Source organism: Pantoea sp. ME81, assembly GCF_903970985.1.
GTDB classification, from domain to species: Bacteria; Pseudomonadota; Gammaproteobacteria; order Enterobacterales; family Enterobacteriaceae; genus Pantoea; species Pantoea communis.
Genome location: NZ_CAJCKS010000053.1, coordinates 1 through 12,739 on the forward strand (window position 1 = coordinate 1; position 12,739 = coordinate 12,739).

The 12,739-nt window shown below is 45.3% G+C and carries 7 protein-coding genes and 2 pseudogenes; 1 reads left to right on the forward strand and 8 read right to left on the reverse strand.

Going from position 1 to position 12,739, the window contains the following annotated elements; translation table 11 throughout:
* From H7A81_RS11980 to H7A81_RS12005, 6 genes and pseudogenes are all read right to left on the reverse strand, one after another.
* Positions 1-964, reverse strand: a pseudogene (locus tag H7A81_RS11980) (IS3 family transposase); the annotation flags it as partial.
* 1,041 nt (positions 965-2,005) lie between these two features.
* Positions 2,006-3,016, reverse strand: a complete 1,011-nt coding sequence (locus H7A81_RS11985) for a RepB family plasmid replication initiator protein (RefSeq protein ID WP_255478951.1) — start codon at positions 3,014-3,016, stop codon at positions 2,006-2,008.
* Between the two features lie 2,740 nt (positions 3,017-5,756).
* Entirely contained in the window at positions 5,757-5,975 is a 219-nt protein-coding gene (locus H7A81_RS11990) for a hypothetical protein (RefSeq protein WP_182057604.1), read from the reverse strand.
* Positions 5,976-6,179: 204 nt separating this feature from the next.
* Positions 6,180-6,527: a hypothetical protein gene (locus H7A81_RS11995; RefSeq protein ID WP_182057605.1), complete on the reverse strand. Its 348-nt coding sequence runs from the start codon at positions 6,525-6,527 to the stop codon at positions 6,180-6,182.
* Positions 6,528-7,044: 517 nt separating this feature from the next.
* Positions 7,045-8,031: a ParB/RepB/Spo0J family partition protein gene (locus tag H7A81_RS12000; RefSeq protein ID WP_182057606.1), complete on the reverse strand. Its 987-nt coding sequence runs from the start codon at positions 8,029-8,031 to the stop codon at positions 7,045-7,047.
* Entirely contained in the window at positions 8,028-9,236 is a 1,209-nt protein-coding gene (locus tag H7A81_RS12005) for an AAA family ATPase (RefSeq protein ID WP_182057607.1), read from the reverse strand. Before H7A81_RS12005 ends, H7A81_RS12000 begins: the two co-directional genes overlap by 4 nt.
* 527 nt (positions 9,237-9,763) lie before the next feature.
* Between H7A81_RS12005 and H7A81_RS12010 the strand changes: the two genes are divergently transcribed.
* A complete protein-coding gene (locus H7A81_RS12010; protein WP_182057608.1) occupies positions 9,764-10,639 on the forward strand; it encodes a hypothetical protein in 876 nt (291 codons plus the stop codon).
* A 341-nt stretch (positions 10,640-10,980) separates the two neighbouring features.
* Here the strand turns inward: H7A81_RS12010 and umuC are convergent.
* Both umuC and H7A81_RS12020 read right to left on the reverse strand, forming a co-directional pair.
* Positions 10,981-12,034 (reverse strand): annotated as a pseudogene (gene umuC / locus H7A81_RS12015) (translesion error-prone DNA polymerase V subunit UmuC); the annotation flags it as partial.
* A gap of 219 nt (positions 12,035-12,253) precedes the next feature.
* The gene (locus H7A81_RS12020) at positions 12,254-12,730 is read right to left on the reverse strand and encodes a GNAT family N-acetyltransferase (RefSeq protein WP_182057609.1); all 477 of its coding nucleotides are present in this window, start codon (positions 12,728-12,730) and stop codon (positions 12,254-12,256) included.
* Between the last annotated feature and the right edge of the window lie 9 nt (positions 12,731-12,739).

Sequence of the window (12,739 nt, forward strand, 5' to 3'; positions counted from 1 at the left end):
CTGAACCAGTGCTCATTCAGGCATTCATCCCGAAAGCGGCCATTGAAACTCTCAATAAATCCGTTCTGCGTTGGCTTGCCCGGCTGGATTAAGCGCAACTCAACACCATGTTCAAAGGCCCATTGATCAAGCGCGCGGGAGGTAAATTCAGGGCCCTGATCGGTTCTTATCGTTGCAGGATAGCCACGAAACAGCGCAATGCTGTCCAGAATACGTGTCACCTGAACGCCTGTAATCCCGAATGCCGTGGTGATCGTCAGACACTCCTTCGTGAAATCATCCACGCAGGTCAGGCACTTCATCCTGCGGCCGCTGGCAAGTGCATCCATTACAAAATCCATCGAACATGTCAGGTTCGGCGCATCTGGGCGAAGAAGCGGAAGCCGCTCCGTCGCCAGTCCCTTTCGGCGTCGCCTGCGTTTTACACTCAGGCCGTTGAGATGATAGATGCGGTAAACCCGCTTGTGGTTGACATGAAGGCCCTCCCGACGCAGTAGCTGCCAGATGCGCCGGTAACCAAAGCGGCGGCGCTCAAGTGCCAGCTCTGTGATGCGTAAGGACAGCTGCGCGTCAGCAGCCGGACGTTGAGCCGAGTAACGGCAGGTCGACAGGGACAAACCTGCCAGCCTGCAGGCACGACGTTGCGACAAACCTGCGGCCTCACACATGACTTCCACGGCTTCCCGCTTCTGGTCTGTCGTCAGAACTTTCGGCCAAGAGCCACCTGAAGCGCCTCCTTATCCAGCATGGCTTCAGCGAGTAGCTTCTTGAGGCGGGCGTTCTCTTCTTCAAGCGACTTGAGCCGCTTCACTTCGGGAACTTCCATGCCACCAAACTTCTTGCGCCAGGTGTAAGAGGTAGCGTCTGAAATAGCATGCTTACGGCAGAGTTCCCGGGCTGAAACCCCGGCTTCTGCCTCGCGGAGAATACTGATGATCTGTTCGTAGGAAAATCGCTTCTTCATGGGGATGTCCTCATGTGGCTTATGAAGACATTACTAACATCGCGGTGTATTAATTAACGGGGAGCAGGTCACACTCGTTAATGTCTTTGCCCTGAGTCAGATTGAGTATCAATTTAGAAAGGCCATTTCCCGCTAGCTTCTGCTGTTCACCCTGTACAGTGGATCACTTGAACCTATGGGCTTGGGGTCACTACACAGAGTAAAATTCCTGAACACACAATATTGGGCACTCTCTACAGCTTATGCTTCTCCTCATATCATTGATAGTAAAGCATATCAATGATCAGGTGCAGTTATCATTACTCCTATACGAGCAGTAAGAGACTTATACTCATCAGTAAATTTAGCGTGTTTTGAGATCCAATATGCATAATGACTCATCTGGTTCTGTGACACTGTCACATGCTCAAAATCCTCCCTTAGTTTACTGATTTATGGTCAAAAAATTTTGCGTCCCTTCGGATGACGATCATTATGTACCAACCGGTAGATCTTGAGAGGCTACTCACTACAATTTATGCATAAGCTGTAGTGAGTAAATCGGCAATGTCTTCAGGATGTATAAGCTGTAATGAGTAGATATAAGCTATAAGGAGTCGTTATGACAATGAAAAGTGCCATTCAAAAGTTAGCAACCACTAACAAATATAAAAATCAATAGATTAAAGGTTAGTGGTTACCAGGGGACTCAAAAATATAAACTATAAGGAGTAATTTACCCACTGGAGGCTATATATAAACTGCAATGAGTAAATCATTCTGCCCTGCTCCCACTTTATAAACTGTAGTGAGTAAAATCAGGCTAAAGATAAACTATAGTGAGTATAAAGTTCGCTAATATAAGCTGTAATGAGCTAAAAGATGCCCTACGCTGTGTTGTATAAGCTGTAAAGAGTGACATATAAGCTATAGAGAGCGATTCTTTAAGCTAGGTTTCTTCAGGGTCAAAAAACCCTCATATAATCATGAAGGTTTCAAGGGATATAAGCTGTAGTGAGTAAGGTGATGCTGTTAAAAGTGAGTTTAATTACTCACTACAGCTTATGCTGTTTTACCTTTAAAAAGCTTTTCAAGATCATCGAGGGTAATCCCCAGCTTATCCAAAAGTTTAAGTTTTTCCTGCAATTGCAGATCGTCTGATTCCTGAGACTTAGGCGGCTCAATCTTCGCAGCCTCAGCTGGTGGAGCGACCTTTGACGCCTTGAGCTTAGGGTTACGATTGTGCACGATGAAATACACGCTACGGCCCTTCTGTACCTCGCTGTAATCGAGATAACCGATCTCTTTCAACTGCTCCATCGCTCGCCGTACAGTCTGATTCTGGGAGAACACCGGGGAACGCAGGTTGAGCCTGTCACGGAGGCGCGCAAGCGATATGGGTGCAGGATTTTTAGGTAGGCTTTCGATGTAGGTATAAAGTGCCTGTGCAGATTCACGGCGCTTTAATGCGTTGATCGCCTTAAGCTGTAAAAGAACTTTATGATCAAACTCATAGAGTTCAAACAGCTTGGGGTCAGCCTGCAAGATCACGATATCTTTTTTGGTATCGTAATAGGCAGACTGTACTAGGTGGGTGATGTATTCCTTGGCATCCTCATCCGTCTTGCTGGAAAACGAAATGGTCGTACCCGCTATACGCTTAAGAGAGGGGCTGATACGCTCACGTAACTGCTTGGAAGAACGGCTGGAAGGAATTCCACAAAGCTTGGCAAACTCAACAAAGGGCAACTGAACCTTGTCGCCAATGATCTTATCTCGGTGTTTGGCGAAAGAGTGGATGATCCCAACCCATGTCTTGAAGTCATTATCCATGTCCAGCCGGGGGCCGACTATTTCAACCTTTTCGTAGCCTTCTGCTTTAGCCAATGTTAAGCGTGTCAGCTCTTCGGTTGCATCGGTGGTAGAGAAAGTATTTTTTTTACTGTTCTTCAATGACTTAAGCGTGGGAACGAAAACACCAAGCCTCATTAATGCCACAGGTTGAACAGTGTTATTAGCATTGGGTGTAAGGGTGATAAGCTCACCAGAGTTGGAATCTCGCTCTTCAAACAGTTTAGTCAGGTCAAGATTTTCGCTAGCCACGGGCATTCCCACACAGGTCTGAAGCAGATCGCTGAAAGGATCAGAGGATCTGAATATGTGTATTACAGAAGAGCAACTTACCGAAGACACAGCTAACCAACTGATATCCAGAGATTAAAAGTATCCACAGGGAAATCGCAATTCTGAACGTCTGGCTCACTATAGCTTATGTCTTTTCCTAACTACAGCTTATATTTAGCTTTTTATAGTTTATTGTGATCTCCCTACAGTTTATATTTTACTAATTACAGCTTATATCAACCCCTTCTCAGCCCAGTACTGGTGCGGCTTACAGCGATCGGGGATCTCTTTGGGATCTATATGGGATCTTATATGGATCTAATTTATTAGGATCTGGTCGGTGGATAAGTGGATAACGCCATATGGGGATGCAGATTATTCCCGACAACCACAAGTAACTGACTAAAGGGATAATGAGAAATATATCCATACCTTTTCAATGTGAAAGTCCCTTAGCGGCTAACCCCTTTCATGGAGGTATAGACCAATGCTCACTCATAGTTATGCTATCCATCAACATTGCAAATATGCGCTGTACGGCTTCCTGTGAAGTTCTGTTGGCTGATCAATAAAACTTACTCTCATACCCCAAAATCACGTCTGGAGCCTTCTGAGGAAGAATTACGGGGGGGAGCGGTGATCTTTCCAAGATCAACAGAATGTATCGGCATATCGATCCTAATGGCTTGACCAGATTTCAGCTTCATTGGATACTTCAAAACAAAGATAACTGCCCACGATTACCCATTTCATCGATTTTTTCAAACAGAAGAAGGTTGTAAGCAGAGCTTTAGCCTTATGAAGGTCGAAGAGCACTACCTAGTGCGACTTCAGGCTTACTCCTATCTTCTTGGCTGCTGAATTTACTGTAACCCGTCACACATAGAGGACTCCCATCTTGATGTACACAGTTCCTGGATGCACAGGTTCATGAAGAAGCACTGTGGATAAAATCTGCTCGAAAAATGGGCACAAAAGTTAATATTGACCAACAAAAGTCCTCTTTCCTCCTGCAAGGCCTTTGCAGCAGAACACGACACTATCAGCATAATGATGATCGATAGAAATCCCAGTGCGATCCTTAGCGAGGTTGCCATTTCGTGAACGGCACTGGCATAGTTGGAAAGGGACTCACCAGCATAACCAGCAGATATATATTAGGTGGCAAGCTTATGACCTCCCACACTCTTAGGCACACGCTTCAGTTTTGATCCTTCGGGGTTTCACATGCTAGATAACAACACTGTTCCAAGCATCAGCTAATCCCCTTTGGGCGGAGCTGATATGTCCCGAGATAATGCAAAGCTGCCAGCGAGCCAGAAATCCTCCCGACGTTCAGCACCACACATGGTCTCAAAGGTAGCTGTCATGAACGGCAAAAGACGAAGAAGAAAATCGAATGCGCAGAAATTGTATGCAGCAAAGCTATTGCTGTTAGTAGAGGAAAATGAACAATGAAGGCCAGCGGCATGATCGGTAAAGCATGGGTCATGTATTTCCGAATTTGTGATGTTTTTTTATTATAATCATTAAATTACATTAAAATATTGTAAATAGAGCCGGCTTGAAACATTTAGGATACCCTCGCTTTCTGCAATCCTGAGCGGGGGAATAACCACTGGAAACGGCCTGACATCACAGAGATTTTTCTGCACATGGCATATCTTCCCTTGTTACTGCCACGTGGATAAATCGGGATCTTGCGTAGCTGAATTAATTCTCCCCCCTTACCTAAGTAGGGAGATATGCTGTGCGGCGCACTGAAGAAAATTGCTGTTTCAAGATATCGAAAAACGCAGCAACAGGGTTTAGCGTCAACGTAGTGGCTAGCCCTGAGCATTTCAATACACAGCTTAAATAGCCGTCCTAGCAACTTCGTGGACCAAGGTTTAGGTGATGACTAGCCTGATATGCAGCAAGCTTTTGGATGGAAACGTATTCCGGCTCGAGATGCTTAAGCAGCGCGATGCTCACCAGCGGCTTGGGAGACATATAAGGTGATACTTCTTGCATCTCCCTTTCTCCTCGTACTTCGTTAGGATACTAATGAGGAAAAAGCACATGGATCGGGTAGCAAATCAATGGTCAGCGACATATCTGTGTCGTATGCAGAACCATTCAATACATTGCTCACAACACCTCGGGTGATAAAATTCTCACTCGGGTCAGTGAGTGTTACACATTGCGTACTGCTTTGCCCGTAGTTCGAAATTCTATTGAGATTGAGCTGTAGCGATGGTGAATGCGTTGTCTCCTCTCCTGCATAGGCACAGTTTCAATATTACTGAGCAAGCATTAAATGCTGGTGGTCATGCATCTCAGGTGAACACAGTGCAGCCATTGTCATACAGGAGGCGTCACTTAGTGAAAACGCATTGATGTGAGCCCGTAGTGTCTGAATTTAATACCTGTACCAAAAAGATAAGATGACCCAATTTCCTTGACGCATGAGATTAAAAGTTAGCGAGGTTTGTCTTCCATTTTCTCTCAGAATTCACGTAGCGTTGCCGAATCCAAAAAGTGAGGTGGCCTGTAAATTATTTCATATTGAATTCAATAGTTTAATGAATAAGTTATTTCACTGCTCATTCACGTCTTTTCATATTAGGTTAGATTATCCCTAATTCTTGCCCTGACACCCTATCAGCTTCCGGTTTCATGCGATGTGGAAAGAAGTTCCCAAAATTTCCTAACGAACGTACATATCTTCAATTCCCAGGAAATTAGACTTACGATTCGGATTGGTAAGCAGTGCCTCACACTCCCTTTTGTCTTCTGCGCTTATGAAATCAGAATCCCAGTCATCTTCTGAACGATCTGCGCTAAATAGATTTTCTAATTCGTATAGAAAGTCTTGCAGTGCGAGCAGCTCCTGTTTCGCATCAGACCGATTTTTATCATCAATCAACTTGTCACCGTTGCCGAAGAGTATCTCATACTGAATTCTATTGTAATTGACACATCCTATGTTTGTTTCTGAGGCCAGTGTGAACACACCGGCCACAAACGAAATCATCGAAAAGTCGGTATCAGTTTTGTGTTGGGTAGTGAGGACCTTTCTGTAAATTTGTTCGGAGAAGTAACCGGAGGACTGATAATTCCATATCGAACTTTATACAATCGGTTCTCCATTCAAAAATACAAAGAAACCAAAGAAGTCTTCCGCTTTTATAGCGTCATCATAACGATAAGAATCTTTTAAGTTGAACCCATAGCGGTTGAATTCTCCTGCCCAATTCATTTGCTCATCCTTACTGCACTGATGATGGTTAACTAATTTACCCTTTTGCCATTCTTCAACCTGAGTACGGTAGTTCAGGATACTTTGTTGGAAATCTTCTAACTCTCCATCATGCGGGACGAATTCAAGAAAAGGAGAATAATTGTCTGCAAACTCCCCCTGATGCACATTCCTGCCGTGTTTGCCATATACCAGAAAGAGCGGAAAATGATTGTTCATTAAAATGACCGATTGAAGGTATTTGAATGCGAGATACTCTCTCGCTTTAATTCTTAAAGCGCTCAGGCGTTTTTTTTATCTGTGACGTAGTTTTCATAATCTGCTTTCTTAGCCATCAACGCTCTCTTCTCAGCATTAAATAAAGCGAACAGTCCCATCTCTCACCATCCTGTTTTTTCCAAAAGACTATCAATAGAATCAGCCCTTCAGCTACTCCCATAATTAGTATTCGGCAATAAATGGACTTGATCAGTTAAAACCTGATCTTGGTTAAACGAACCCAGGAGAGGAATAACCTTAGTTTTCGGGTTTAAGACACTGGAGTTAAAGAACAGAGATGAGTGGTAATTTTATCAGGGGAATTTCAATCTGAAATATTTATTATTTCTCTATGTATTACATTGGCTTACATGTAATTTTTGGTGGGTGATTTTGAAAGGCGCATTACGGGTTGGCATCTAAAAAAGGCCTGAGATGATGACATCTTCAGGCCTGTAAAGGCTCTTTGTACTTGATATTAGCGCTTACTGCTATCCGCTTTCATGCGCGCTAATACTGCCTTAACCGCGTCATCGATCTCTGCCTGATAGGCTGCAGGGAGACGTGAGAACTCATATGTGACCAGACGCTTCTCAGAGTCGACCTTCTTACGAGCAAACTGCTTTTTGTCTGCAAAGTCTGCAATCTTCTCGGTGAGAACTTTTTTGCCACCCCGTGTATTTCTGGCATCTGCGCTTTCTGAACGGAAAAGGCTGATGATCTTTGCCTTCAAAGAAGAGTCGTCATGCTCTGTGAGGACTTCATTGCCAAGACGTTCGCGGACGCTGTCGGCCAGTTTTTCAATACTGATATTTTTGACACTGGCTTTATCAGCAACATCAAGCAGCGTCTGATAGTCGTTTATCGACAGGTCATTCACTGAAGGGAACACGGCGATCATTTCATCGGGCACCGCTGCGGCCTGGAAGGCACGCGTGACTTTTGCCGCTGAAAGACCTTCTGCAGCTGCGATGTCAGTCTGCTTCATTTCTCCTGGATACATCAGCTTCAGCCTTTTACCTAATTCGCGGAGCGTATGTTCGCGGGCTGTCTGAATATCTACGGCCAGCTGGCGTGCGTCAGTCAGTGATAATGCATCGCGGGTAACCAGAACTTCAAACGGCGTGTCGTTAAAGATACAGGCGGCGCGACGTCGCGAGCCATCAAGTATCTCTATGCGCCCTTCTACCTCCCTGCCGATGGCAGGGAAAAACTGTTGCAGCTTAATGGTACGGGCGATATCGCTGACTGATTCCTCAGTCAGGAAACTCTGGTCACGACCATTGACTGAAGCATCCACAAACGTCTGCGACTCAATGTCATCGTGCAGAATTTTAGTCAACGTGAAGCGGGCTTCGGCACCGGACTTGAGGGTAAAGACGCGTTCGCTCTCCGACTCACTCATCATTTTTGAGAAGCTTGAGTTTCCAAGCTGGCGGCCCAGCTTAACCATTTCCTTTTTCATTTGATTCCCCTCACAAATTCAATTCGCTTAAATACCGCCTGGGTAAAACGTTCCGCCTCACGTTTTGCATTTTTCAGGGCTTCGGAACTGCCCGGATAGGAGCTAGGATCGGCGCTGACAATGGTGTCAAAACTCTCGCCACAACGCTCAAATCCATCCAGCCTCGGCAATGTCGCGTCGAGAATGTGTGAGGTAAACACATCTCGGGCCAGACCGTGTGTCATCTCGTGATCGCGTTTTGAGGTCATCTTCGACATAAAGCCGATATTGCCCTTTATCTGCGGAGTAATGCCCTCTTCCTCCAGCTGCTCGATCATTTCTGGCAGACGAGTGAGGTACTTAAGCGTCGAATGGAAATCTACCTGTGCAGGCGGCGTCGGTGTCAGTAGCAGGTCACTGGCTGCCAGTGCATTGAGCATGAACGCATCCAGATGCGGTCCGGTATCAATGAAGATGAAGTCGTAGTCTTTGCCAACCCGGTCAATGATGGTGCGACGTAGCACTTCGGAAGGCAGCATGTCAGGCAAATGCTGACTGACAAGGTCATTCCACTGGCTGGCAATAAAGCCGTCATCAATTGAGGCTGGTATCACGTCCACACCAGGAATGATGGTGGGCTTAATGATGTCTTCCTTGAGCTGCTCGGTATCCAGGTCATTAAGCATTGCCTGCGCCGCCGTTTCCATAATGGAGCCGATGCTGTTGGCATGGTTGAGGAACATGGTGCTGGAGGCCTGTGGGTCCAGGTCAATAACAAGAATACGTAGGTCATGCTGCAACAGGTCCTGATGTACGCGTAAACCATGTGCCAGCGTAACAGTACTGACGGTTTTCGATACGCCCCCTTTCAGGTTTACGACGAATACAACAAATGGCCCCTCCCCCGCGTGCAGGTCGCGATACTTGGGCACTTTACGGTGGGCGTAGATGTCTACCACGTCCTGGATAGTCAGCGCATAGTGCTTCGCATTGCCTGCGTCTTTCTTTCCAAACACATGACCTTGCTCTTCCATCTCATCTATAGCCTGCTCAACGGCACGGCGGCTCAGCTTGGGAAGATTAGCCACCGAATTGCGGGTGAACGTCTGATAATACTGATCAAGGCCAAACTCATTTCGTCTGACAGTAATGTCATCACTCATACTGCGCAGCATAGCGTTTGCTCTGCGCGCGGTTTCGTCTAACCCGCCGTAATTACTTTTCATTCATCCGCTCCGTTGGCAATCAATGACGTCAGTGTACGTAAAAAAAATGCTAGTGCAACTTTTTATGAAAATTCACAAAAAGTTTGTACGTCAAATGTTATGTTGATCATGCATTTGCTTCCTTACTAAAGAGTTATGACACAATTCACAGCTGTTTGAGCGTGTTACCCCTACCCTGCCCTATCGATTTTTCGCGGTATGAAATGCTCCAAACCACGCTGAAAACCCAAATGAATTTCAGTATTAAGGTGTTGTTTTTATTATATTAATTAATTTTATTTCAAGGTGAAATTCCCAAGATTCTGCATAGGACCATACCAGAAGACTTGCAGTACAATTCTTAGATAGTGGCCACAATTCTATGCTTTGTCATTCAAATGTTCATCTGGACAATTAATCATGCGGCCACTTTCAAGAGTAAGGCGCAGTTTTTGGCTGGGTACAGTCCTGCTTCACAAGGCTGTAAATTTCTATTTGGTAACAATGCAGTAAGATGTCAGAAAGCAAATCAATAAATGGATGTAAACATGGTTTTTGGAAAAGTCATCACCCTACTCTTTCTTCTCTCTTTTTGCATAACTAGAGCAAATGGCGCGGAATGCACTGACAATGAAAAACGAATAAATGAGGTCAATTCCCGCATTCTCTATGATCTTAATAATGTGACTAAGACTCCTAAAACAATTGAGATGAGCACAGTAAGCGAGGATGGTTACATTCAGGAAAAAGGAAATGTGAGTTTTAGCCGATGTGGGGAACTTATGAGCGGGTTAATGTTTCAGGAGAAAAAATCAATTGCTCCAAAGGGGACTCTGACGACGACTTTCAAATACTCACTAAGTAAGCAAGATGATGGCTGGAGCTATAGATATGATTTTAAGATGGTTGATACCGATAGAGCCACCCAGCAACAGAAACAATTATCTGAACAGCATACAGATGGAATTTTTCTGCTGAATAAGTATGGCGTTATCAGCAGATCAAGTGACCGTTCAGAAATGACGACCGGGACAGTGAAGAATGCGGGAATTGCTGATACGGCCTTCACACTGGATAACAATAATCAGTTGAAGGATGTTACACGTACCAGCAACATCCGCTCTGACAATTCAAAGACCAACTATGAATATGATGATAAGGGCCGTTTGAAAACAAAGCGGTCAGCAACTGAAGTCGCTGAATACACGTATGATGAATTAGGCAGAGAAAAGAGCCTGTTTTCTACAAAAACGTATTTTACGATTGATAAAACTCTAACCACCTGCAAGTCATGGAATTCAAACGGCCAATGCACTCTTGCTGAACAACAGACTAAAATAATTATACCGGGGATCGGTGAGTCAAAAGATAAGATTGAGGAACATATCGCGACCCTCAAATACGATTACGTCTACTGGGATTGATGCGATTTTTAAATAATAATTTATGAGTGTTTACTGGCCTGCCTCCGAAACCTGAGCTGTTCAAGGGATGCCATTTTCAAGAAATGGCAACTCCTATCCATACCTTACTCAATGGTATAAGTCTCTTGGACCCAACAGTCAGAAATCTGACCTTGGTTGAATAACTAAAGACAATCACAGGATCTAACGCATCAGGTTGTCATTCGTAAGCGAACGTTTTTCAGACGCTTGCTGGACACTCAATTACTGGATAAATAAATGTGGATAAGGTTCTTATCACTACCTGTGTCATCAAAGAGGCTCGTGCTACCCATCACAGATGAAGTGCTTTAAGATCGTATTCAACATATACGGGCGACAGGGATATCTTTCCAGTTAGTTGTCCATGCCGGACTCAACATCTCACGTTTCATCTTCCAGTCAGTATCGATGCCTTGGCCAGCAAACCAAACCGATCCCATACCAGATTGATTGATACCATCAAGGACACTCATCAATTTGTGGCTGTTGGCTCTGGGCTGATAGTCATCGAATAATGTGAGCTGGGTGATGCTGTTCGGCGTAAAATCATCCAGTGATACTCCTGCCTTCATGTATTGGCGACCATCAATCCAGATGTGATCCAGCGCCTTAATGACAACATTAATGATGTCTCGCGTGTCCTAAGTGGGAACAGGAAGATTCTGGCCAGCGCTGTTACCATAGAAAACTTCATTCAGTGCATGAGGTGAGGTTCTGATGAAAATACTGACTCGTCGGCAATATTGTCCCTCGCGACGTAACTTCTCAGCATCCCGCGTGGCATACTGGCACAGTGCCTGCTGCATGGCGTCTTTAGTGGTAATTCGCTCGCCAAAACTACGACTGCAGACAATCTGCTGTTTTGCTGGTGGCATTTCTTCAAGAGGTATGCAGGACTCTCCATTGAGCTCCCGAACGGTTCGTTCCAGTACCACACTGAAGTTTTTACGTATGAAAGTAGGAGAAGTACGTGCCAGGTCAAGGGCCGTTTTTATCCCGAACAGATTAAGGCGTTTACCAATTCTTGAGCCTACCCCCCAGGTTCTTCTACCGGCTGACGAGCCAGCATGGCTTCAATACGGGCTGGGTTATCAGGTGTTAATGCCAGCACGCCACGGAATGAGGCCACTCTTTACTGGCCCACTGGGCTGATTTTGCCAGCGTTTTGGTAGGTGCAAGGCCACAGCCCACAGTTAAGCCAGTGCACTTTAAGACGTGTGCTCGGATCATACGACCAAAGTCCTCATACGGCATGGCTAACTCAAGGCCACGACAGTCGCCAAACCCCTCGTCAACCGAATACACCTATAACCGGGGAACCATTTCCTCAATGCAGGACATGACTCTCTGAGACATCGAATGATTTATGTGGAATAGAAAAACTACGAAAATTTTTCGACGCGCAATTTAAGACTATAGTTTGTTCATAACAGAACCAGGCTGTGTTTCGTCAGGAGCTCCGCAGGTTCCTCACAGCGGCGCCGTTTGTGCAGCTCGCTGCAGAATGACGATTCCGGTCACTGCTTCCTCTGGGCGCATCTTATAAGCAAGCACAGCCCTGATAAACTGGATGCTTTACAAACCATAAGCCTGTCAGGGCTCTAATTTCAGAGACATATCCATACAGCGTAAGTCTGTCTGTGCAAGTTTGGATGGGCAGCTGTTTTCCCTGATGAATACAAAGCCATGTTGTTCATAAAATGTCTGTGCATTGGGAGTTGAAGACAGGGTGAGTTCTTTCAGTCCCCGTTGCAGCGCTTCGTGTTTAATCGTTTCAATAATCAGACTGGCCCAGCCCTGTCCAAAATAGTCTGGCAATGTAAAAACCGCCTCGACACTTCCACATGAGAGATCCAGATACCCTGTTGCAACCAGGCCCACATGAGGTAAATCAACTACGAAGAAAGGATTTTCCTCTATTACTGTACGGTAATTTTCAGGCATATTTTCAGGCGTCCATGCTTCAAGCACGGTGGCGCTGTAGCTTGGCTTACATCCCTCCCGTATAGCGAGATTTCTTACATTCCAGCATTCCTCTGCCTCATGAGGTAAAGCGAGCCGAATTCTCATTCTTATTCC

What these genes read in the sequence shown, in the direction of transcription:
- H7A81_RS12020 (WP_182057609.1), bottom strand. Translation starts at nt 12,730, where the DNA reads ATGAGAATTCGGCTCGCTTTACCTCATGAGGCAGAGGAATGCTGGAAT.
- H7A81_RS12005 (WP_182057607.1), bottom strand. Translation starts at nt 9,236, where the DNA reads ATGAAAAGTAATTACGGCGGGTTAGACGAAACCGCGCGCAGAGCAAAC.
- H7A81_RS11995 (WP_182057605.1), bottom strand. Translation starts at nt 6,527, where the DNA reads ATGAACAATCATTTTCCGCTCTTTCTGGTATATGGCAAACACGGCAGG.
- H7A81_RS12000 (WP_182057606.1), bottom strand. Translation starts at nt 8,031, where the DNA reads ATGAAAAAGGAAATGGTTAAGCTGGGCCGCCAGCTTGGAAACTCAAGC.
- H7A81_RS12010 (WP_182057608.1), top strand. Translation starts at nt 9,764, where the DNA reads ATGGTTTTTGGAAAAGTCATCACCCTACTCTTTCTTCTCTCTTTTTGC.